We start from the raw sequence: 23663 nt of genomic DNA, 5'->3' as shown, positions 1-23663 counted from the left end.
TAAGGCAAAAAATAAGCCGAAGAGGATTTCTTCAGCTTATTTTGGATTAATTTATAATTAACCTTCTCGTTTCCTGTATCGTATTACTGGATATTTTCACAATAAATACACCCTTAGAAAACAGCTGGGTGCTAAATGAATAAGTCTGGTTAAGTGTGCCCGGGTAGTCGATTTCCTGTACTATTGCTCCTGTACTCGAAATCACCTGAATGGTTACATCTTCATCAACAGGTAGATTGAATGAAATATTGAATACTTCGTGAGCAGGATTTGGATATAGGAGAGACAGACCCAAAGCCGGGATCACGGGATCAGGATTCGCATTTAAGAAGAGCTCAATATTATCCAGATAAATAGGAGCATCTGATTCATTGCCATTTTTCACCACAAATGCTAGACGAACCTGAGTTTTTCCTGATCCTGCAAATTCGGTTAAATTGACAAATTTGCGCTCATAATCTCCGGCACTAGATGGATTAGCCTCTCCTACAGAAACAGTAGAAAGTTCTGCTCCACTTGCCGTCCATACTTCTGTAAAATCAATCCCTCCATTTTCACTGGCCATTACGCTCAAAGTGGTAGTGGAACTGACCTGTCCAGCAGCCAAATCAAAGAAGATACTTGCTTGACGACTTACAGAAAGGTCGAAAATAGGAGTTCCCAGCCAATAGCTATGAGTTTCAGTTAATGAAGAAAGTCTAGCCACATTATTCGGGCCTTCTGCAGAGGGTACAGAAGATACTGACCAAGCCTGAGCATCTGATTCAGGATTTATAGTTTGCCAAGGGGTAAAAGCCCCAGAGTTGTTAAAGTTTTGCCTCCAAGGTACAGGAATAGTGGTTGCATCTTCTATCACATACCGTATAAGACTTCCTGAATTGTCTCCATTCTGATCAAAGTTAGGTTCAGAGGCCACGAAATTAAGTTTATTTTTCCCTTGGCGAGTAGAGTTTGGAGTGGTGACGTTAAAACTTTCCCCAGGCTGTACGATGTTGCCACTAGCGACGTATGTTTGAGCTGTAGCATTATTCGTACTTGTAGCAAATAAGAAAGTTGAGAAAGGCAGATTACCTCTGTTGGTTAATGTTACAATCTCAGTTTCATGGGTACCATCAGAAATTGGAGAAGGTGACACAATAGCATCTACACTTATATCATATTTGTACTCTTCATTTGGCAGGATTCTGATATTTTTGATATAAATATTATTTCCATAGGCATTTTCTGTGATAAATGCCAGGCGCACCGATCCAAGCTCAGCGTATTCCGCAAGGTTTACCAATTCTGTTCTAAATTGATTGTTATTGGTTGGGATAAATTCATCAAGTGTAGCTGATGTAGTCTCCAGTTGTCGTCCACTCTTTTTGTATGGGGCATTTGCGATATCAAATGTATTTCCACAATCTTGCGAAATAGCTACAGTTAATTCGTCCGTAAATCCAGATTGATCATACTGAGCATAAGCCATTTCAAAAACAAGTTGTGCATTGGGGAATTGAGCCAAGTTGATAATTGGGGAAATGAAGTAATCAAGCTGTCCTTGTGCCTCATATTCGTAGTGCCTGACATATACCAAATCTTGAGAAGTACCCGAAATAGTTAAATTTCTGCTTTCCCAAGTCATCAAATCATCAGGATTGGAAATCGACCAAGGTGTAGGGAAGGTGCTGAAATCTTCAGTATAAGGGAGACTTACGGCTTGCTCAAGAATAGGTGTAATCGTCCGATTATTATTGGTGGTGGAGGTATCGGTTACATCATTTGCCTGAGTGATTTTGAATTCAACTGTATTGGTATTGGGAAGAAGCGTGAACGCATTAAAATTCACTACATAACGGTCTCCAGTCTTAAGATTGAAAGTGACCCGCTTGGATTCTAGCAGTGTTCCATTTCTCCAAAGCTCTACTCTACCGGATGTCAGGATATTTTTTCCTGCATTTAGCAATTCTATTGATGGGTTAATGAAAGGATCGCACTCAAATTCACCAGGTTCGATTACCCTTGCGATTGCCAAATCATTTTCAGCAAGCACGGGTTCTTTGGTAGCTCGGTTGTTGACCAGAGTGACTCTTCGTGGGCTATTTTTAAGCACTACGTCAAAACGCTCCACCTGGCCTTTAGTAAACAAATTCATACAGGCGTCAGGAGTATAATCCATGTAGTTTTGGATCATATCTTGAGAATCGCAACTGAAGCGGGTGGCATTAGGGCTACAAATGCTGTTGGAGTTATCCTGCAGTGGCGTATCTGCTACGAAATCATCCACACCACAGCCTCCATCTCCCCAAATATGTCGCAAGCCGAAAAAATGACCTACTTCGTGGGTAGCTGTTCTTCCTTTTGATGAGGATACTGAACTTCCTCCAATGCCAAAATACCTATAGTCAATAACTACCCCATCTGTAATAGAGGAAGTCGGTGCACCTGTAAGGCCTGGTAAATCGGATATAGGGAAAGATGAATAACCTATGAAAGGGCTGACTAGTGGGGTCACGTACAGATTCATGTACTCATTTGGATTCCACTGAATTACTTGTCCTATGGTGCTAGCATCCGTATTGGGATCGTAGGAGGATTTTGGTCCGACCGTACGGGTAATCCCATCTGTGGGCAGTCCAGACGGATCTTGTCTGGCAAGAACAAATTCAATATTAATCAGACCTGCAACGGGTAGGAATTCAGCAGGGGTATTTGCTGCGTCAGCATTTAATCTCTGGAAATCTTCATTTAAAATTCTGATTTGCGCCTCTATCTGGGAAAGCGGGACGTTGGCGCCTTGGCCAATCGGGCTTCCATTGTGCACCACATGGACGACAACAGGAATAAGGATTGGGTCAGCGTTGTTTCGGGATAAGATTTGAGGAGTATAAGTTCTGTCCTCTATTTTATCATTTATCCATTTCTCAAAAAATGGTTTGGAACCAAAATAGCCCAATTCCTTTTCCATTTTTTGTTCTATAATCACATGACCGCATTTTTCTCTATGCGTATGAGAATTAATCTGGTTTAATTGATCTGTGAGGTCAAAAGTTTGGAATTGCTGCGCAAAGCCTGATGAAAACACAAAAAACGCTCCCAGAAGGAGCATACTGGCCTTGTCACGAACCCGAAAACCTTTTTTCATTCAAATTCTAATTAAACAACAGTTAGGTTGACGGCTTCTACTCGTATGATTTCAGGAATTGCACGCTTGATGGCTTCTTCTACACCAGCCTTTAGCGTCATGGTGGACATGGGGCAAGTACCGCATGATCCGAGTAATTCTAATTTCAAAACCATATCATCGCTTAGCTCCACAATCCTAACATTGCCTCCATCTGCTTCCAGATAAGGGCGAATTGTGTCTAGTGCAAATTCTATTTGTTCTCTAAGTTCTGGTTGCATTTTCATTAAGCTTTAATTTCTACCACCTCGGTTTTGGTCTTAGAGGCATTTCTTATGGCAATTTGCCTAGCTATTTCTTCTGCTAGTCTCATGTAAGATTCTTGAGTTATTCCGTTTTTTAATACAGCTGGGTAGCCAGAATCTCCACTTTCTCTTATGCTCTGGACAATTGGAATTTCTCCCAAAAATGGCACATCGTATTTTTCTGCCAGTCTTTTGCCCCCCTCTTTTCCGAATAGGTAATACTTATTATCCGGCAGTTCTTGGGGTGTAAAATAAGCCATATTTTCAATAACACCTAAGATAGGTACGTTAATTTGTGGCTGTCTGAACATGGATAATGCCTTATTAGCATCTGCCAAAGCTACTTTCTGAGGTGTCGTTACGATCACAGCACCTGTCACAGGGACGGTTTGCACCATGGTCAGGTGTATGTCTGAAGTCCCCGGAGGCAAATCGATCAGTAGGTAGTCTAGCTCGCCCCATTCCACGTCAGAGATAAACTGCTTCAGTGCTGAACTGGCCATAGGGCCTCTCCACACTACTGCACTATCCACAGGCGTTAGAAACCCGATAGACATTAACTTTACTCCATATTGTTCTATGGGTATGATCACGTTCTTTTCACCGACTTTTTTCACCGCCGGCTGCTCAGCTTCTACATTGAACATGGTGGGAATAGATGGGCCAGAAATATCAGCATCAATCAACCCCACTTTTGCTCCTGAATTTGCCAGAGAAACCGCCAAATTCACCGCTGTGGTAGATTTGCCTACTCCTCCCTTACCAGAGGCTATGGCGATAATGTTTTTCACTTGAGGCAAAACTGGAGCTGCTTCTCTAATCGTAGTCACTTGAGAAGTCATGAATAAATCCCATCCAACTTCTTGTCCAAAGTCTTCCGCCAATACTTCTAAGCAGTTATTTTTAATAACCTCCTTAAGGGGGCAAGCTGGAGTAGTTAGGACTACATGGAAACTCACTTTATTACCCTTGATTTCAATTTTTTGTATCATTCCCAAAGTCACCAAATCCTTTTTTAAATCAGGGTCTTGTACTCGGGAAAGTGTTTTCAGGATATTATCCTTCGTTAACTGCATGTGGTGATTGTTGTAATTTTCCGCAATTTAAAGCTTAAAGACTTCTAAATAAAGTAAGAAGTGAAATGTATTGCACTTGTGAACTAGGAGAAACTACAGAAAGTTCTCATTTTTTGGATTGAGGAGTTAACTTTGTTTCATTCATTTTCCTATGGGCATCAGCAAACTTACTACGGACAGGGTCAAAGAACGCATGGACATCGAAGAGGTGATCGGCGATTACTTGCCCATGAAAAAGAAAGGGCAGAATCTCTGGGCCAATTGTCCGTTTCATGGAGAAAAGACACCGTCATTTTCGATTTCTCCGGCAAAGCAGATCTATAAATGCTTTGGCTGTGGCAAAGCCGGTGATCCCATTCAGTTTGTGATGGACATAGAAGGCATTGGTTTTCAAGAGGCCATCAAGCATATTGCGGGTAGATATGGGATTGAGGTAGAAGAGGACGAAACCCGAACACCGGAGCAGAACGAGGCACAAAATGAGCGGGAAAGTTTACTGATTGCTTTAGGCTTTGCCCGAGACTTTTTTGTTAAAAACCTTCAAACTGCTGAAGGCAAATCAATCGGACTTAGCTATTTCAAGGAGCGTGGATTTACCCCGGCAATTATTGAAAAGTTCGACTTAGGCTATGCATTAGAAGGCTGGGACAATCTCCTGAAGGAAGCCAAATCAGCTGGCTTTAAAGAAGAAATCTTATTGAAAGCCGGGCTGATCCTACAGAAAGAAGGGGATGCATCCCGAGTTTATGATCGCTTTAGGAATCGGGTGATTTTTGCCATACACAACATCAGTGGTAAGCCCCTAGGTTTTGGTGCACGGATTCTCACCAAAGACAAAAATCAACCCAAGTATATCAACTCACCCGAGACACCGGTTTATCATAAAAGTGATGTGCTCTACGGGATGTTTCAGGCGAAAAAAGCTATTCGCGAGAAAGATAATTGCTACCTGGTAGAGGGCTACACAGATGTGGTGAGTATGCATCTCTCAGGAATTGAGAATGTGGTAGCTTCTTCTGGTACATCTCTTACGGAGGGTCAGATCAAACTGATTAAGCGATTTACGGATCAGGTCACGGTACTTTACGATGGTGATGCTGCGGGGATCAAGGCCTCACTTCGTGGGATTGACCTTTTGCTGGAAGGTGGGCTGAATGTGAAAGCTGTTGTTTTTCCAGACGGGGAAGATCCCGATAGTTATTCTAGAAAGGTAGGTTCGCAGGCATTTCAGGAATATCTGGAGAATAATAGCCGCGATTTTATTGGGTTTAAAATTAGTTTGTACAAAGAGGAGTTTACGAAGGATCCGATTCGCAAAGCCGAAGTAATTCGCGAGGTAGTTCAAAGCATTGGAAAAATTCCTGATCCTATAATTCGCTCTGTATATGCTAAGGAAGCTTCGGGGCTTTTGGGGATAGAAGAGGATGTCATCCATGCTGAGCTGAATAAATTGCTGCTTAAGAGTCAGCGGGCACATGCCAATAAGCAGAAGGATGATGTTATTGCTGAGCAAGCTGTAGCGGACCTTATTCCTGGCGAGACGGCTACATCGTTGACAGAGATTATTAAAATCCAAGAGCGGGAGATGGTTCGGATTTTAGTAAACTATGGGTGGCAAAAGCTAGTCGATGAAGAAATACATCTGTGCCAATATTTGCTTTCAGAAACAGAGGAGCTAGAATTCACCACGCCTATTTACATCAAAATATTAAACTTATATCGCCAAAGTCTGCAACAGGGAGAAATTCCTACCTCAGAATATTTTATTGGGCTAGGTGATCAGGAAGTTCAAAAAGAAGTGATTGATTTAGTGACAGTTCGGTATGAAATATCCAGCCATTGGGTGGACACACACCAGATTGTTATTAATATGGAATCCGATGATCTTACACTGACAGGTTTCAAATCCATCTTGCGTTTAAAAAGAAAGATGGTGCAAAAGCTAATGGAAGAAGCGAAGGGGAAAATAAAAAATGCTGAGTCAGAACATCTTGATGATGCAAAGGTAAATGAGTTTCAGATGATCTATTTCGAACTCAAGAAAGTACAGCTTGAGATTGATAGGGAGCTAGGTATTGTGATCGGATAAACCCAAACTTTATTTGGGTGCTGCCTGTTTAAGATTTGAAAGCGTGTAAATTTGCCTTTCTAACTAGTAATTCAAACACAAATTTCGTGGAAAAATATATTTTGGATCCTATAGAAGATGCGATAGAAGCAATCAGAAAAGGGGAAGTAATAATCGTCGTGGACGACGAGGACAGGGAAAATGAGGGTGATTTTGTATGTGCAGCGGAGACTGTGACTCCAGAGATCATCAATTTCATGGCCACTCACGGACGGGGCTTGATCTGTGCGCCGCTGATCGAGGATCGATGCGAAAAATTGGGATTAGAACTCATGGTGGGAAATAATACTGCTGCTTTTGAAACGCCTTTTACCGTGTCTGTTGATTTAATTGGCCATGGCTGCACCACAGGGATTTCTGCTGCAGACAGATCCAAAACCATCAAAGCCCTCGTAGATGATTCTATTGATCCCAGTGAATTGGGTAAACCTGGACATATTTTTCCGCTCAAAGCCAAAAGAGGGGGAGTACTAAGAAGAGCTGGGCATACTGAAGCTGCTATAGATTTAGCCCGTCTTTCTGGCTTTTCTCCCGCGGGCGTACTCGTGGAAATCATGAATGAAAATGGGACGATGGCTCGTCTTCCGGATTTGGTGGAAGTTGCCAAGAAATTCAATTTGAAGTTGATTTCTATCAAAGATTTGATCGCTTATAGATTAAAGCATGAGTCGCTAATCCAGCGTGAAATCGGAGTGGATCTACCTACAGATTTTGGCGACTTTGAATTGATTGCCTTTCGACAGACTAATACCCAAGAGCTGCATCTCGCCCTTATCAAAGGGAAATGGGAAAAAGACGAACCGATCTTGGTTCGTGTCCATTCATCCTGCATGACAGGTGATATCTTTGGCTCATGTAGATGTGACTGCGGTCCGCAGCTTCATGGTGCTATGCAGATGGTTCAAAAAGAAGGCAAAGGAGTTATTCTTTATATGAATCAAGAAGGTAGAGGCATAGGTCTTATCAATAAATTGAAAGCGTATAAGCTTCAGGAAGAAGGAATGGATACGGTGCAAGCCAACCTTGCACTTGGCTTACCCTCGGATAGCCGTGATTATGGAGTAGGAGCTCAGATTTTGAGAGATTTGGAAGTGCGTAAATTACGGTTAATCTCTAATAATCCACAGAAACGAGTAGGCTTATTAGGTTATGGTCTCCAAATCGTAGAGCAAGTTCCTATTGAGATCGTGCCTAATGTGCATAACGAAAAGTATCTTCAAACCAAGAGGGATAAAATGGGTCACAATATTTTGAAGTAAAATCCTGCTTTAATCTTGATATTTGTTAATAATCACTAATGAGTTTCAACCTGACACTTATTATTGCGTAAGTAAAAGCATGATGGAAACCATGAAAAAAGCAATTTTCTTCCTTAGCTTATTATTTCTGAGCATAGCTTCATCATTTGCGCAGAATCAATTCCCTTCCCAGGTCTGGCACAAGGGAAACATTTATACTACGGACGGACAGGTCTATGGAGGCGATATCAAGTACGATCTGGAGAATAATGTAGTACAGCTTCAGGATAAAACCGTAAATACCTTTACGTCAACAAACGTCACCAATTTTGAATTATATGATGAGGTTTATGGCGGCATACGCAAGTTTTACAGCTTGCCATATGCGCTAGGCAATGATTACGCTACGCCCATCTTTTTTGAGGTATTGACTGAAGGGGAGGATCTAGCGCTGTTGTGCCGAGAATATGTTGCTACTGATTCCAGAGGCATGGGTGGCTATGGTATGATGGGGGGATATGGCATGAATCCTTTCTATGGCCCTCAGTCTATGGGCTACAAATTGGCGTTCAAATATTACTTTTTAAAAAATGGAAAAATTGAACAATACAGCATGAAGAAAAAAGACCTTTTTGAGATGCTTCCTGGTCATGATGACCAGATTTCACTTTTTATGCGCAAAAATCGCCTAGACTACGATAAAAGAGGAGATCTTCTTCGCATCACAGCCTATTACAACGAACTGAATCATAATTAAATGTCTAAGCCGTTAATTCTCGTCTCAAATGACGATGGGATCACATCCAAAGGGATACGCGTACTCGTATCTGCTATGAAGAAACTTGGAGACGTGGTGGTAGTGGCCCCTGATAGCCCTCAGTCGGGCATGGGGCATGCGATTACGATCGGAGAAACGCTCCGTTTGGAAGAGGTTGATATATTCGAGGGAGTAAAAGCATATAAATCAAGCGGAACTCCTGCCGACTGTGTGAAGCTGGCTAAGCATTATGTAATGATGGAGAGAAGTCCAGATTTGATTGTGAGTGGGATTAATCACGGTTCGAATACATCCATCTCTGTGCTTTATTCCGGCACCATGTCGGCGGCTATTGAAGGTGCTCTGGAAGGTTATCCGTCGATTGGTTTTAGCCTGTGTGACTATTCATCTCATGCTGATTTTTCACATGTGGAAGATTGGGTGGAGAAAATCGCACGGCAAGTTCTTGATAAAGGAATACCTAAGGGTATTGCTTTAAATGTTAACTTTCCTCCAAAACAAAATGAGGACATCAAAGGAATCAAAGTTTGCCGTCAGGCTGAAGCCAAATGGCAAGAAGAGTTTGATGAGCGATTTGACCCCAATGGGCGAAAGTATTTTTGGCTCGCGGGTAACTTTGTAAATTTTGATAAAGGAGAAGATAATGACGAATGGGCGATTGCAAACAATTATGTTTCCATTGTTCCTTGTCAATATGATTTGACTGCCCATCATGCCATTGCTCAGATAAACAAAGAATGGGATTGGGAAGTGCTCAAAAGGTAAATGTTTAACGGCTAAATATTTACCCAGAGTGATTAAATGCTTTTCGTTATTTTTACCACTGTAAATTAGTATAGACCGTTTGAATCGAAAAATACTCATATTTCTATTTTTTGTCCTAGCTACTTCTTCGGAAGCTTTTTCTCAAATCTCGGATATAGATAGCCTCAAAAATCTGCTACCTACCACCAATGGAGAGGAAAGGCTGACCGTTTTGAATGAATTGTCATTCTATCTACGCGAAATTGAGCAGCAGGTGGCGCATGATTATGCTTTGGAAGCAGAAAAACTAGCGCAAATACTCAAAAATAAATCAGGAGAAGCAAAGGCCAAGGAAAACTTGGGCTGGATTTTTTACCGTAAAGGGAAGTGGCAGAAATCATTTGATTATTCAAAATCGGCATACAAACTTTCTATTGAGGCAAATAATCTAGAGGGGGCAGCACGAGTACTGAACAGCATGGGGGCTTTATACTATGAGCAGCAAAATTATCCTTTCGCTATTGTCCAGTTTAAAAAGGCCTATGAAATCAGTAGTAGGGCAGAAGATCTCTATACGATGATAAGAAGTCTGAATAACGTCGCCTTCAATTTTATTTATTTGAATAAGCTAGATTCTGCTTTGTATTATGCGAATAAAGCTATAGAGACCAATAGAAGCGCAGGCTCGCCCTACTTGCTTTCGTTTTCTAACCGTATTATTGGAGATGTTTACATGAAAAGAAATCAACTTGATTCTGCGGAGAAGATGTATGAAATAGCGCTTGAAAATGGAAAAGCGCAAGGCATCAATACGATTCAAGCCAGTATCCTTCATCGACTGGGCCGCACATTTCTATTAAATGGGAAACTGGAAGAAGCTAAGAAAGTATTGCTTGAAGGTGTGGCGTTATCTAGTAAAAATAGTTTTCTTGATGAGCTTGCCCAAAGCCATAAATACCTCGCTGAATATTACAGACTCAAGGGAGAGTATAAAGAGGCTTTTGAACAGCAATCCAAGTTTATAGCCATGAATGATTCATTGGTCAATAAATCCAGCAGAGATAGATTAGCTCTGATGCAGGGGATGTTTCAGGATGATTTAGCTCAATCAGAGCTTGAATTATTGGTAGCTCAATATGAAAATCAAACTACTAAATTGGCATTAAATCGAAGAATAATTTTTTTAGTTAGCGCAGGTTCTATCTTGATTTTGGGGCTGGTGATTTGGTTGTTTTATCTCAATCGGAATATCAAAAAATACAATGCTGACCTGATTTCTCAACAGCAGCAAATCTGGAAACAAAATGAAGATTTGGAAGCTAAATCCAAGCAGCTTCAAGAAATAAACCAGACTAAAAATAAGCTGTTTTCTATAGTAGGGCATGATCTGCGAGGCCCGGTGGGCCAAGTGAAGTCTATCGTGGATTTATTGATTGCCGGACATCTGAATCAGGACGAATTTGATGAACTAATTCAAAATTTAAAAAAGGATGTGGACTCAGTGTATTTCACGTTGAATAATACACTGAATTGGTCTATGGCTCAAATGGAAGGCTTTAAACTCCATAAAGTGGATTTTAATCTGTCCGAGCTAGTAAGCTCCAATATTAGGCTGATCATGCCAAAGCTTAAAGAGAAATCACTTGAGATAGAAAATTCATCATTGTTCACAGACTTAGAGATTCATGCAGATCGGGATTTGCTGGAAGTAGTGATCCGAAATATTTTAAACAATGCAGTGAAATTCTCTAAGCCTGGTGATACTATACAGCTTTCGGCAGAGCGAGATAAGTGGTTGATTATCTGGTGTGTACAGGATCAAGGAATAGGGATAAAGGAAGAGCAAATCAATAAGTTGCTTTCTTTAGATTATGTCATCACTAATTCTAAATTAGGCACCAAAAAAGAGAAAGGATCCGGCTTGGGGCTTCAGATTTGCAAGGAATTTACGCGCATGAACGGTGGAGAATTAACTATAAAAAGCAAATTAGGAGAGGAAACCAAGGTGTGTATTAAGATCCCTGTGAGCAAGACGCTAGTCCGTAATTGACATCTTCTCCTGAGTAAGGAATTTGTCCAAAGCGATTTTTTTAGTAATAATCCCTAGTTCTTTCATTATTCCCATGCATGCACTCAGTTGTGATTTCGAAACCTCCGCATCAGTTGCCCAAGTTGTCTGCGCCAACCATTCCTTTACATCGGCTATGTTTAGCTCGTAGTTTTTGGCAAGCTCATCTATAGAATCTCTGTTAGTTTGAATTTCTTTAGAAGCTTGGTAGACCAACTCCCGTAATTCGAAAATCGTATCCCCAAACTCCTTCAACGCTTTGTCTGTTGCTATGATGGCAAAGCAAGGCCAAGGGCTTGAGACTTCTCCGATTCTTTTAAACTGCTTTGAATCCACCCAGGGTTTGGTGGTGTATTTTTCCCAGAGAAACATTTCTGGCTTTTCTGGAGTCATAGCTTCTAGAGCGCCAGGAAGGTTGTTGACTATTTTAAATTCCAGTTTTTCGGAATTCCAGTTTTCCCGCTTTGCAAGTACATAGCTCATGAGCTGTGATCCTGATCCTAGCCTACTGATCAGAAAAGTAGGACTATTGATTTCATCCAATGAATTGACAGCTGAGTCTCCAGAAATATGAATTCCCCAGTTCAAGGGAGATTTGACATGTAAGCCAATCATTTTAGACGGGTTTCCAGATTCAAAATCCTTCAGAAAACTCTCTGTCAAAACAATCGCGATATCGGTTTTATCCTCTCGTAAATCCTTATTCATCCGACCGGAACCTCTGGATTCATCGGTCCATTGGAGCATTATTCCCCCATTTTTGAACGGTTGCGCTGCTACTACTTTTTTCCAAGGAAAATTAAAATGTTCAGGAACTCCGGTGATTCTAAGGGTTTTCATAGTTGATGTATTGCAAGAGGCAAAAATAACAAAGAGCGCTTCAATTGAAACAATTTCAACCTATCCTTTTACAAGCAACACTTTAAGACAGGGGACAATTCTGAAAAGGCTGTCTAGGTCGCTTTGACCTTCATTTTTAAAGTTCTGATATTTTGGAATCGATTGCGGGCAAGAAAATTCTTTTTGAGGGATATTTAGAATTGGATGTGGGTAATTATAAGTAAGGGATTTATATCTTTGATGCCTACAATGGAAGTCGGGTGCTATTTGGGCACTTTTAAATTGAAATAAACAAACCTACTTAGATATGAAATTTAAACCTGGAGTAAAATACGGAGAAGAGCTAAGAGATCTTTATGCTTACGCAAAAGAGAATGAGTTCGCAATGCCGGCAGTAAATGTAATCAACACCAATTCAGTGAATGCTGTATTGGAGACCGCTAAGAAGTTAAATTCTCCTGTAATCATCCAATTTTCAAACGGTGGAGCACAGTTTTATGCCGGCAAATCTCTTGCTAACGATAAGCAGCAGGCCAGTATCGCTGGAGGTATCTCAGGTGCTCATCACGTGCATTTAATGGCTGAGGCATACGGAGTACCGGTTATTTTGCATACAGATCACGCAGCTAAGAAATTGTTACCATGGATTGACGGACTTTTGGAAGCAGGGAAGGCGTATTACGCAACCCACAAGAGACCTTTGTATAGTTCACACATGCTTGATCTTTCCGAAGAGCCTTTGGAAGAAAATGTAGAGATCTCTTGCAACTACTTTAAAGAATTCGAAAAGTTGGAGATGGCTATCGAGATTGAATTGGGCGTAACAGGAGGTGAAGAAGATGGTGTAGATAATACGGATATTGATTCTTCTAAACTTTATACACAGCCCGAGGAAGTGGCTTATGCTTACGAGCACCTGAAAGAAATCGGTGATCTATTCACTATTGCTGCTGCTTTCGGTAATGTGCACGGTGTGTACAAGCCAGGAAACGTGAGCTTGAAGCCAATTATCTTGAAAAACTCTCAGGATTTCATCAAAGAAAAGCATGGATTGACGGGTAAGCCATTGAATTTTGTATTCCACGGTGGATCTGGATCTACAGTAGAGGAGATCAGAGAAGCAAATAGCTATGGCTCTATCAAGATGAACATCGATACAGATATGCAGTGGGCATTCTGGGAAGGTATCTTGAACAACTATAAAAAGAACGAGGCATATCTTCAGACACAGCTGGGTAGCCCAGATGGCGCTGATAGCCCAAATAAGAAGTATTACGATCCAAGAAACTGGTTGCGTAAAGGCGAAGAGAACTTCGTAAAGCGTCTTGAGCTTGCATTTGACATGCTTAATGCCGTTAATAGGAATTAAACTTTCATTATCTTAAGAATTATAAAGTCACCTGCAAGGGTGACTTTTTAGTTGTGGACAATGTGGTCGAAAATAGTTGGTGACATTGGTTTTTATGTATATCCGCTTAACTGCTCGTATGTACTTTGAATTAATGCTAGAAGTTCAAATTCGGCAAATCCCCCTTTCAAAAAGGGGGCAAGGGGGATTTTTTTCAGGCTAGCACAAGACATAATTCTAGTACGTGCATACATGCGAATACACATATAATATTTTTTATGTATATCCGCTTTTTTACCAGGTAAGAAGATAAAAGCATCATAAAATAAGCTAAACTCTAGATTTTAAGACCACTTCGGTCTCCCGATATCGGGACGTCTTCGGTCATTCGGCCGGGTGAGCAAAGAAATTATGGCTACAGGCAAATTAGCGGATAATCATAATGTTTTTTTGATATTTCTGTATTCCCGTAACCCTACGGGAATTAAAACAAACTTACCCTAGGACGGATGCCATCTTATTAATCTTTAAAAACTGTAGCTTCTATCCAGGATTAGTTATTTGCTTTGACGTTCTCGATTTCATCTTGCAATTGTTTCAATTGATTGGCTGCGGTTTCATTGTCTGGTTCCAGTTCTATGACACGTGTAAACAGTTGAATAGCACGATCTTTTTGGTTATCAGCCATAAGAGCTTCACCATAGCTATGAAGCACATTTGGAGAGTAAGGAAATATCGCAGAGTTGATCTCAAATGTCAGTAATGCCTCTGGCATTCGACCAGAATATTTAAATACATAGCCTAGTGTATTTAATTCTTTTTCCTTCCCAACTAACCTGTAAACATTGTTGAAGTGAGTTTGTATATTTCTATAAACCGAATCCAGTGGTTCTGACTCAAATAATTCAAGAAGGTATGTAGCAGCCCTGTAATTAGGTTCAGATGCATAACCTAATGCAATTTGAGCTAAATCTGTCTCCAGATCATTGACTGGGAACTCGACAATCCTTGAGAATTCTTTTCCCTCTTTTTTGAAAATAAAAGTTGGTACTCGATGAATTAATTTTCCCTTTTCCTCTCCGTTTGGCCCTTGTTTATAAAGTGCTTCCCCATCATAAAGTGCAGTGAATTTTAATTGGCTTTCCTCAAGACCGAGCTCGTTCCAAAGTTTGACAAACTGTGGTACCCAGCGTTTGCTATCCCCGCACCAAGTCCCAAGAAATATTTCAACTTCTGAATTTTCAAATGCATTTTTCCAATCTGTATTTTTTCCAGAAAGGTTGAATAAACGTTCATTCTCAACATACCAAGTTTGATAAGAGCTATCAGATTTAAGAATTTCTAGCTTAAATTCCCCAGCCAAATGTTTATCTCCGGCAGCATTGATATAAGTCTTTGGGGTTTGTGCTAATAGAATGGATGAAAGAAATAAAAATAGCGTGATTAGAAAATAGTTCTTCATGAGGTATTATAAGATTGGAACTAAACAAAAATCTAAAATAATGCAAAAAGTCCAAGCTAATGAACTTGGACTATAATTTTTCTAATTTTTAGAGTTAATTAAGTAGATAGGATCTTCGCTACACGGAAATCATCCTCATCCACCGATTTATCATCGACGATCGCTTTCTTGATAGGAGTGTATACTACTTTGTTGTTGATCAATCCTGCCATGACATCGTATTTGCCCTGAAGCAAGCCCTCTACAGCTGCTACCCCGAGTTTGGAGGCCAGAAGACGATCATATGAACTAGGAGAGCCACCGCGTTGCAAATGTCCAAGTATGGTTACTTTGATATCGTAATATGGAAGGTGCTTTTTCACCAGCGCCGCGATTTCAGTAGCTCCGCCACTTTTTCCGCCTTCTGCTACGATCACAATATTGGACGCTTTTTTGGCTTTGGTTCTGATTCTTAATTTGTCAACCAAGTGCTCGATAGGCATTTTTTTCTCGGGAATCAGAATAGCTGCTGCCGCACTGCCAATGCCTGCATTGATCGCAATGAACCCTGCATCTCTTCCCATTACTTCCACGAAGAAAAGTCTATCGTGAGAAGTGGCTGTATCGCGTATCTTATCTATAGCCTCAATGGCCGTATTGCAGGCGGTGTCAAAACCAATGGTAGAATCTGTGCCCGACAGGTCATTGTCTATCGTACCAGGTAGCCCAATTGCCGGCACGCCAAACTCTTTGTAGAATAAGTGTGCACCAGTGAGGGATCCATCACCACCGATCACCACCAATGCATCTATCCCATGTATATTCAGATTTTCATAAGCAGTTTTTCTGCCTTCTGGAGTTCGGAATTCAGCACTTCTGGCGGATTTCAGGAATGTTCCACCACGTTCCAGTACATGAGTAATGTGCTTTGATTCTAGCTTTTTGATATCATTTAGAATCATACCCTCATAGCCGCGGTAGATTCCATACATTTCTATATCGTAGTACAATCCTGCTCGTACTACAGCACGGATTGCGGCATTCATTCCCGGGGAGTCTCCTCCAGAAGTCAGGACGCCAATTTTTTTAATGGTTTTAATTTCCATTTTAGGTTTGAGTGAAGGCTTTAAACATAAGTTCGGCCGAAGCTGGGTTTGTTGCCAATGGGATGTTGTGTACATCACAAATCCGCATGAGCATTTGTACATCCGGTTCATGTGGATGCTTATCTAGGGGATCTCTGAAGAAGACGACCATTGCAAGGTCTTTCTGAGCAGCCATGGCCGCAATCTGGGCATCACCTCCATAAGGGCCAGAGAGCAGTTTTTGAACTTCAAATCCAGCCTTTTCAATATGAGCACCAGTGGTGCCTGTAGCTACCAAATCCACATCTGCCTGTAGTAGTCTGTCTCGGAATCCACTTAAAAAATGAACCATGTCGGCTTTTTTACCATCATGGGCTATAAGAGCTATTTTCATCGAGTTTTAGGGTAATAGGTTCATGCCAAAGTTAGGAAAAAATATTTCCCTGATTGGTCGACTGAGGTTATTTAAAGGCTACTTTCATGTTAGGTTCGAATTAGATTTTCCAAATAAAGCAAGAAGGTATATTCCAAGGCCAATTCTTTCAGTGAGTTAAACCTACCCGAAGCTCCTCCGTGTCCTGCATCCATATTGGTATGCAGTAAAAGAAGATTAGAATCAGTTTTCATTTCACGAAGTTTTGCTACCCATTTGGTGGGCTCCCAATATTGTACCTGGCTGTCATGAAGTCCTGAGGTGATCAGTAGATTAGGATAGTCTTTTGCTTCCACATTATCATATGGTGAGTAGGAAAGCATGTATTCATAGTATTCCTTATCCTTAGGATTACCCCATTCCTGAAATTCCCCTGTGGTCAGCGGGATACTTTCATCGAGCATGGTGGTCACCACATCCACGAATGGCACAGCCGCAATCAGGCCTTTGAATAATTCTGGGCGCATATTCATGACTGCCCCCATCAGCAGACCACCGGCACTTCCTCCCATGGCATACAAATGCTCTGATGAAGTATATTTCTCCGTGATTAGATGCTCAGCACATGCGACGTAGTCACTGAAGGTGTTGCGCTTTCTCAGCATTTTTCCATCTTCATACCATATTCGGCCCAGGTCTTCTCCACCTCTTATATGTGCTATCGCAAAGACGAAGCCTCTGTCCAATAAGCTTAAGCGGCTGCTGGAGAAATAGGCATCCATGCTGTAGCCATACGAGCCATAGGAATAGAGTAGCAATGGATTTGAACCATCAGGTGAGAACTTATCGATTTTGTAAACTAGAGAAACCGGCACCATTTTTCCGTCTGGTGCCTTTGCCCATATCCTGGCAGAAGTATATTCAGAACTATCATATCCTCCGACGATTTCTTGCTGCTTGAGCAGAGTCTTCTCCTTCGTCACCATATGGTAATCGAAGGTACTGGCAGGAGTTACCAGTGAATTGTATCCAAAGCGCAGTATGGAAGTGTCAAACTCGGGATTGGTACTGATCCAGGCAGTGTAAGTTTCATCATCAAACTCCAAGGGATGTCCGGCCGTACCATCCCATGGCTTGATGTTGATATTGCATAACCCATTTGACCTTTCTTGTACCACTAGGAAATTTGAAAATATATCAAAGTCTTCTAAAAGAACAGACTCACGGTGCGGAATCACATCCTCCCAGTTTTCTAAAGATGGATTAGTGATAGGGGCTTTCACTAGCTTGAAATTTTGAGCTTCATGGTTGGTTCTGATCCAAAAGTGATCTTGATAATGGTCTGCTGCATATTCCAAAAACGGAATTCTAGGCTGAAGAAGTCTGAATTCTCCAACTGGATCAGCAGCATCAAGAAATCTCATTTCTGAAGAGATGGTACTCTCTGAATGGATGAGGATGTATTGTTCAGATTTTGTCTTATGAACCGCACAGGAAAACTCCTCGTCTTTTTCCTCATAAATAAGAATATCATCAGCCGAAGCTGTGCCTAACATATGTGAATAAATCTGAAAGGAGCGCAGGGTGTCAGGATCTTGCTTGGAGTAAAAAAGTGTTTGATTATCAGCTGCCCAAGCAAAATTTCCAGTGATGGCTGGAATGTGATCAGGCAGAATTTCCCCTGTATTAAGATCTTTGAAATAGATCTCATAGATTCTTCTTCCTATGGCATCTGCAGCAAAAGCAAGCGTTGTCAGATCGGAAGTAGCTGCTGTGCCGCCTACCTGATAATAAGCTTTTCCTTCGGCAAGTAAATTGACATCAAGAAAGATCTCTTCCTTGGTATTCAGATTACCTTTCTTACGACAATACAACGGGTATTCTCCGCCTGTTTCGTATTTAACATACCAGTAATAGCCAGATTTGAAGTAGGGGACACTTTCGTCATCTTCCTTGATTCGCCCTTTCATTTCTTGAAATAATCTTTCCTGAAATAATTCTGTAGATTTTAGGCTTGTTTTGAGGTATTCGTTTTCAGCATTGAGATAGTCTAAGACCTCTGGATTTTCTCTATCACGCATCCAATAATAATTGTCAGTACGCTGATGACCGTGTGATTCTAAGAGCTGAGCTATCTTTTTGGCTTGTGGTGCCTGCATTTTATTAAGTAGTTAAGGTTGCAATGTTAAGGAAAAAATTGGGTGTTGAGTTCTGTTTCCAGGAGGAAAAAGGTGGTTCAGTTGCAGTTTTGTATCATAAAATGAATTAGAATAGTAGTAGGTCTTGGATAAAAATATTATTTTTTGAAATATTCAGTAAATAATTCAACCATTAACCAAATTTCTATGGGATTTCTGAAAGAGTTTAGAGAGTTTGCTGTCAAAGGCAATGTAATCGATCTGGCAGTAGCTGTGATTATTGGTGGAGCTTTTGGTAAGATTGTCGCATCTTTTGTGAAAGATATCGTAATGCCACCAATTGGAGTTTTGCTAGGGGGCGTCAGCTTTACTGATTTGGCTATTGTGCTAAAGGAAAGCAGTGTGGGCCCTGCAGGTGAAGATCAAGGGCCGGTGCTGCTGACCTACGGTATTTTTGTCCAAAACGTGGTCGATTTCGTCATCATTGCTTTTGTTATTTTTATGGCGGTGAAGGGAGTCAATAGATTGAAGAAGAAAGAAGCTGAAGCTCCTACGCCGCCGCCTCCAGCACTTTCCAAATCTGAAGTTTTGCTTGAAGAAATCAGAGATCTACTGAAAAAAGATAAAAAGTAAAAAAAGCGGCTTTGTGTTGCTTTTTTTACTTTTTATCACCCTCTCTTCGTCTTTGATAGATATGTCGGGCAAACTCCCTCGACAAACCATTCAGCTGGATGATTTGATTATATGTGATAACACTGGAAAGGTCTTTGACGAATTTTTCTTCGTCCACGATCATTTTGCGTTCAATTTCGAATTTCCGGCTAATTCTGGATTTTGCTTCTGATTCAGCTAATTGAAGGTCTTTTACTCTGCCTAATTCAGACATCTCTCTCAGATTTTTTTCTCTAGCCTCGTTATAAACATTGAAAATTGGCCAGAATTTTTGTGCCTGTTCTGGTTTTAGATCCAGCCTAGTCGTGATAAAGGCTACTCGGGCGGCTTCTAGTTTTTCCCGGTCATATCTTGCTTCTGGGCGCTGGGCAAATGCGGTACCTATGGCCAATAACATCAAGAATGCTATACATGTATATCTTTTCATATCCTTAATACCAATTTTGATCAATTTCATTCACTAAATCCACTTCATAAACCATTTCTTCTGCAATGATCTGATCCAGAATTTCCTCTGGATTATCTACCATACTTAGTACATCTTCTGCAGACCAATATTGACTTTCTATATATAAATTGACCTCTTCATCCATGGATAGTGTTTCAAATTGCGTAGGGGAGGTATTGAATTGCCATACGCCCAAGCTTACCACCAGTATAGCGGCAGCTGCTGCATAGTTCATCCAATTGCCATAACTTGATGGCTGTGTTCTTTCTATTATCTGGTCTGGAAGCCTATCAAAATAACCTTCGGGTGCCCTGAAATCCTTAACTTTAGGAAGTTTTTGCATGGTATAAGTTTAGACTGGGTTGATGGTCAATAGTTTATTCTCTAGATAAGGAATGTTCGATTTTTTTTACTGCATGATGATAGCTGGCCTTGAGTGCACCTACACTGGTGCCGGTGATTTCAGACATTTCCTCATAAGTAAGCTCTTCCTGATATTTCAGATGAAATACGAGTCTTTGCTTATCAGGTAGGGTCAGCAATGCTTTTTGAAGTAAGCGCTGGATTTCGTCTCCATCCATATTTCCAGGCTGATCAATATAGGATTCCAATTTCTCCTGATGATCCTCTATTGAGAAGAAGTACTTCTTTTTCTTCTTTTCTAGAAAACTCAGAGATTCATTCGTTGCGATCCTATAGAGCCATGTGAAAAGACTTGATTGCCCTTGGAATTTACCGATGTGATGATGCGCCTTTATAAAGGTGTTTTGGGTGATATCATCTGCATCTTCATGGATCAAAACCATTCTCCTGATCACATGATATACTCGTTTTTGGTAAGTCTGGATAAGCTGCCTGAAACCCACCTCCCGAGTTTTGGGATCTTGGATGAGTTGGAGGATTTCCTGGTCACCATTTTTCTTCATTCACCTTTTAGACCCAATTTATGCAAAAGGGTTTACAGAAGCAGGAAAAATGAACATTATGCCTTGATAGTCAGTGAGAAAAATAATTATGTTCCAAAATTGACTACTAAATTTCGAGGATATAATCCAGAATACCGGCATTCTTGCCTTTTGGTCTAGTCACCAAAAGAGGAATACTGTCATTGTACTGGATCAAACGCTCAGCCATACTTCCTATAAATAGCGCTGTGGCAGCCGTACGTCCCTTGGCGCCAATGATAATTCCATCTGCACCGATTTCCTTTGCCTTGGCGACTATCTCCTCAACTGGGTCATCGTTGACATCCTGGGTATATACAGGGGTGATTTTGTTTCCTTTGGTGTCTATTTTTCGAATGAATTTTTTGTAATTAATCTCCGCATGCATGCGCATAATTTTCGTGAATTCCTCGTAGCTTTTTCCTGTATAATGATAGCCTGAAGGTACTGTGAACACATTTTGACACACAATTTCAAGGCCACCGTGCTTTTCAGCAATCATAATAGCCTCTTCTAAGGCATCTTTGGAATAATCTGAAAAATCACTTGGAACCAACAATCGCTGCATTTTAGTAACAGAGCCTTCTGGGACGATGAGTAACGAACAGCTAGCGCGTCTTGCGAGTCTCGTGGAGGCAACTCCTGTACCTGGGAGGTGCACTTTTCGTCCAATTAAGATCATATCCGCCGATTTTTCCTCTGCAAGCTTTAATATTTTTTTTGAGAGTGAGCCCTCCTTTACTATGTAGTTTAAAGAAATTCCTTTGGGGTTTTTGAAATGCGCTGTGACCATTGACTCCATGGCTTCCTGTCTTTCGTTGACCATGTTCTCCACCAAATTCGGAAATTCCTCCAACACTTCTTTTGGGATGCTGAGGTTCTTAATCACATTTACGAAATAGATTTTTTTGGTTAGATTGACTTGAGCTATAAAAGCTGCGTGCTGAATCAAGGTTTGATCCAATGAAGTCTGATCCAAGCAAACGACCATTTTTTTAATCAAATACATAAAGCGCCAATGGTTTTAGGATTGCAAATTTAAGCGTAATACAAGTAAATCTTTAAGTATTAAGTAAAATAAAATTTTGAATAAAATCATATTTCATCGAATTGCTGCATTCAGAGATTTGAAACAGGTGTTATGCTGGAATAATATTCTGAGATAAGCCATTGAAACCCAAATGATTTCTAATACTTCACCATACATTATCGGAATCATCCTTTACAATTGCCAACCTGCCGTTTAATAAATCGTATATTTGGACTGTCCGGGTCGTTGACATGTTCAAACTTCACAATTATCAATTTTACCGAGTGAAGCCCTTCCCAAAAGCAGGCCTCATCCCGATAGCCATCGGGACCTCGCCCTTCAAAAGGCAGGATAACAGTGGAAGTTTGCGGTTAACAGGCAGCTCAAATCTTGTCGTATAGGAGGTTTGCAACACTCTAAGACCCGGATTTTTTTATCCTATTCTTCACCCATTCCCATTCTTCATTTCCTACACCTAGTATTCTAGACCAAAATAGATACATCCCAAGAATTAATAAGCTAGTTAAAATGATGTTGGGGATAGGCGAAAGTGAGGAGAATGTGAGATATCCAGGAATGTAAGCCGTCATTCCTACAAAAAGTATTTTCACTGTATCAGTAGAGAAAGGATCGAATCCTAGCTTGATTTTAAGAAACATGTATTTCACAAGGTTGAATAAAAACATCACAACAACCGAAGCCATGGCTGCTCCTTCGATTCCATAGAGTGGAATAAGTAAGTAATTCAACATAACAATTAAAATGCTCATACCGATCGTTGCGATCAGATTGAAGCGGTAGTGCTTAGAGAAAACCAGGATTTCACTATTAACTGAGAATGCCACGTCAAATAGTTTTCCCAAACCAATCAACACGACTACCTGCTTTCCTGTCTGGTAGAGTTCACCGTTAGGGATAAAGTAATACAACGCATCCAGGTTTGACCAGATTCCTATAAAAAGAAGTAAACAAATATACAGTTGACGATTTGAAACCTGCTTGTACAACTTGTTGATTTCCCTATAATTGCCTTGGGTAAAATGATCTGAAATCACGGGCATTACCACCTGAGAGATTGCCCGCCTAGGCAGTTCTATCACCAGTGCCATGCTAAAAGCAATGGTGTAAATAGCATTAGCTTCAAGACTGATCATGGAGCTCACCATGATGCTGTCAATCTTCATAATTAAGGTCGATGCAGCTGTAGCCAAGAAGGTAATGAGGCTGAACTGAATAAAGGACGTTCGGAAACCATTTGGGAAAGTATTCCAACGGAAATCCAATTTCAAAACTCCGAGCCAAAGTAAATAGACTAAGACACCCAATAGGGCAAATCCATATACTGCCACTAAGCCCTGCATTACTTGCGGGAAGGAGATCCATTCTACTAAGTAAGCTCCCACAAGAATCCCCGTGAGTAAGCGCAAAAACACTTCGCGGACAAGTGTAGGCACTGCTATTTTCAAAAATGATCGACTATATGCATCCAAAATACTACTCAGCAATGCAAATAAGGTGATCAAAAGTACGATCCCGAAAAAGTCAATTACTTCAGGAGAATTAACTGCAAATAAGTCAATGATTTGAGTTTTGAACCCAAAGAAGATCGTGCTTACTACAGCAAAACCGACTAGCGAAAAGACCAAGCCATAACTCAGGAAAGCGGATTGATTGGATTTGAGTTTTGGGAAAAAGCGCGTGATGCCATGCCCAACTCCCAATTGGGCAAAGGGAACAAATAGCAACCCGAGATCTTGGATGGTTCTGAAAGTCCCTAATTGGGAGGCATCTAAAGCATAAGGATAAAGCCAGAGCACATTGACATAACCTATGACAACTCCCAGGTAAGAAAAAATGGTGGTTTGAATGCTCTGCTTGGCTACTTTGCCCATGAGCTTAAAAGT

General features: G+C 40.8%; 20 protein-coding genes. 7 read left to right on the top strand and 13 right to left on the bottom strand.

Annotation, left to right across the window (positions count from 1 at the left end; genetic code table 11):
* Positions 1-46 precede the first annotated feature (46 nt).
* The 3 genes from U3A58_RS09630 to U3A58_RS09620 are packed head-to-tail and all read right to left on the bottom strand — an operon-like array spanning position 47 to position 4484.
* Positions 47-3124, bottom strand: coding sequence for a M43 family zinc metalloprotease (locus tag U3A58_RS09630; protein ID WP_323823210.1), 3078 nt, complete (start codon positions 3122-3124; stop codon positions 47-49).
* Positions 3125-3135: 11 nt separating this feature from the next.
* Positions 3136-3384 (bottom strand): NifU family protein, encoded by a 249-nt coding sequence (locus U3A58_RS09625; RefSeq protein ID WP_323823209.1) that lies wholly within the window; start codon positions 3382-3384, stop codon positions 3136-3138.
* Between the two features lie 5 nt (positions 3385-3389).
* Positions 3390-4484 carry an Mrp/NBP35 family ATP-binding protein gene (locus U3A58_RS09620; RefSeq protein WP_323823208.1) on the bottom strand — a complete coding sequence of 365 codons (1095 nt, stop codon included), beginning with the start codon at positions 4482-4484 and terminating at the stop codon, positions 3390-3392.
* A gap of 151 nt (positions 4485-4635) precedes the next feature.
* Between U3A58_RS09620 and dnaG the strand changes: the two genes are divergently transcribed.
* From dnaG to U3A58_RS09595, 5 genes are all read left to right on the top strand, one after another.
* Positions 4636-6573, top strand: coding sequence for a DNA primase (dnaG, locus tag U3A58_RS09615; RefSeq protein ID WP_323823207.1), 1938 nt, complete (start codon positions 4636-4638; stop codon positions 6571-6573).
* A gap of 86 nt (positions 6574-6659) precedes the next feature.
* The gene (locus tag U3A58_RS09610) at positions 6660-7871 is read left to right on the top strand and encodes a bifunctional 3,4-dihydroxy-2-butanone-4-phosphate synthase/GTP cyclohydrolase II (protein ID WP_323823206.1); all 1212 of its coding nucleotides are present in this window, start codon (positions 6660-6662) and stop codon (positions 7869-7871) included.
* 91 nt (positions 7872-7962) lie between these two features.
* Positions 7963-8607 carry a hypothetical protein gene (locus tag U3A58_RS09605; RefSeq protein ID WP_323823205.1) on the top strand — a complete coding sequence of 215 codons (645 nt, stop codon included), beginning with the start codon at positions 7963-7965 and terminating at the stop codon, positions 8605-8607.
* Positions 8608-9393, top strand: coding sequence for a 5'/3'-nucleotidase SurE (gene surE / locus U3A58_RS09600; protein WP_323823204.1), 786 nt, complete (start codon positions 8608-8610; stop codon positions 9391-9393).
* Between the two features lie 79 nt (positions 9394-9472).
* Positions 9473-11422, top strand: a complete 1950-nt coding sequence (locus U3A58_RS09595) for a tetratricopeptide repeat-containing sensor histidine kinase (protein ID WP_323823203.1) — start codon at positions 9473-9475, stop codon at positions 11420-11422.
* Here U3A58_RS09595 and U3A58_RS09590 read toward each other — a convergent pair.
* Positions 11408-12280, bottom strand: coding sequence for a type 2 periplasmic-binding domain-containing protein (locus U3A58_RS09590; RefSeq protein WP_323823202.1), 873 nt, complete (start codon positions 12278-12280; stop codon positions 11408-11410). The two genes, U3A58_RS09595 and U3A58_RS09590, sit on opposite strands and share 15 nt — an antisense overlap.
* A 307-nt stretch (positions 12281-12587) precedes the next feature.
* Here U3A58_RS09590 and fbaA point away from each other — a divergent pair, with 307 nt between their 5' ends.
* Positions 12588-13649 (top strand): class II fructose-bisphosphate aldolase, encoded by a 1062-nt coding sequence (gene fbaA / locus U3A58_RS09585; RefSeq protein WP_323823201.1) that lies wholly within the window; start codon positions 12588-12590, stop codon positions 13647-13649.
* Between the two features lie 532 nt (positions 13650-14181).
* On the opposite strand, the gene U3A58_RS09580 is transcribed toward fbaA, so the two are convergent.
* The 4 genes from U3A58_RS09580 to U3A58_RS09565 all read right to left on the bottom strand — a co-directional run bounded on the left by U3A58_RS09580 (position 14182) and on the right by U3A58_RS09565 (position 18686).
* Positions 14182-15090 carry a hypothetical protein gene (locus tag U3A58_RS09580; RefSeq protein WP_323823200.1) on the bottom strand — a complete coding sequence of 303 codons (909 nt, stop codon included), beginning with the start codon at positions 15088-15090 and terminating at the stop codon, positions 14182-14184.
* Between the two features lie 98 nt (positions 15091-15188).
* On the bottom strand, positions 15189-16175 hold the full coding sequence (gene pfkA, locus U3A58_RS09575; RefSeq protein ID WP_323823199.1) for a 6-phosphofructokinase: 987 nt from the start codon (positions 16173-16175) through the stop codon (positions 15189-15191).
* Position 16176: 1 nt separating this feature from the next.
* The gene (locus U3A58_RS09570) at positions 16177-16548 is read right to left on the bottom strand and encodes a methylglyoxal synthase (protein WP_323823198.1); all 372 of its coding nucleotides are present in this window, start codon (positions 16546-16548) and stop codon (positions 16177-16179) included.
* A gap of 89 nt (positions 16549-16637) precedes the next feature.
* Positions 16638-18686 carry a S9 family peptidase gene (locus U3A58_RS09565; RefSeq protein ID WP_323823197.1) on the bottom strand — a complete coding sequence of 683 codons (2049 nt, stop codon included), beginning with the start codon at positions 18684-18686 and terminating at the stop codon, positions 16638-16640.
* A gap of 186 nt (positions 18687-18872) precedes the next feature.
* Here U3A58_RS09565 and mscL point away from each other — a divergent pair, with 186 nt between their 5' ends.
* Entirely contained in the window at positions 18873-19298 is a 426-nt protein-coding gene (gene mscL / locus U3A58_RS09560; protein WP_323823196.1) for a large-conductance mechanosensitive channel protein MscL, read from the top strand.
* 25 nt (positions 19299-19323) lie between these two features.
* On the opposite strand, the gene U3A58_RS09555 is transcribed toward mscL, so the two are convergent.
* From U3A58_RS09555 to U3A58_RS09535, 5 genes are all read right to left on the bottom strand, one after another.
* Entirely contained in the window at positions 19324-19764 is a 441-nt protein-coding gene (locus U3A58_RS09555) for a hypothetical protein (RefSeq protein WP_323823195.1), read from the bottom strand.
* 4 nt (positions 19765-19768) lie between these two features.
* Positions 19769-20128, bottom strand: a complete 360-nt coding sequence (locus U3A58_RS09550) for a hypothetical protein (protein ID WP_323823194.1) — start codon at positions 20126-20128, stop codon at positions 19769-19771.
* Positions 20129-20162: 34 nt separating this feature from the next.
* A complete protein-coding gene (locus U3A58_RS09545) occupies positions 20163-20711 on the bottom strand; it encodes an RNA polymerase sigma factor (RefSeq protein ID WP_323823193.1) in 549 nt (182 codons plus the stop codon).
* A gap of 106 nt (positions 20712-20817) precedes the next feature.
* Complete coding sequence (locus U3A58_RS09540; protein ID WP_323823192.1) at positions 20818-21738, bottom strand: universal stress protein; 921 nt, start codon at positions 21736-21738, stop codon at positions 20818-20820.
* Positions 21739-22175: 437 nt separating this feature from the next.
* Positions 22176-23651 (bottom strand): lipopolysaccharide biosynthesis protein, encoded by a 1476-nt coding sequence (locus U3A58_RS09535; protein ID WP_323823191.1) that lies wholly within the window; start codon positions 23649-23651, stop codon positions 22176-22178.
* Positions 23652-23663: the final 12 nt, after the last annotated feature.

Source organism: Algoriphagus persicinus (assembly GCF_035156415.1).
Taxonomy (GTDB): Bacteria; Bacteroidota; Bacteroidia; order Cytophagales; family Cyclobacteriaceae; genus Algoriphagus; species Algoriphagus persicinus.
Note: the sequence above shows the minus strand (reverse complement) of the source record. Positions and strands in the feature narration are given on the sequence as shown.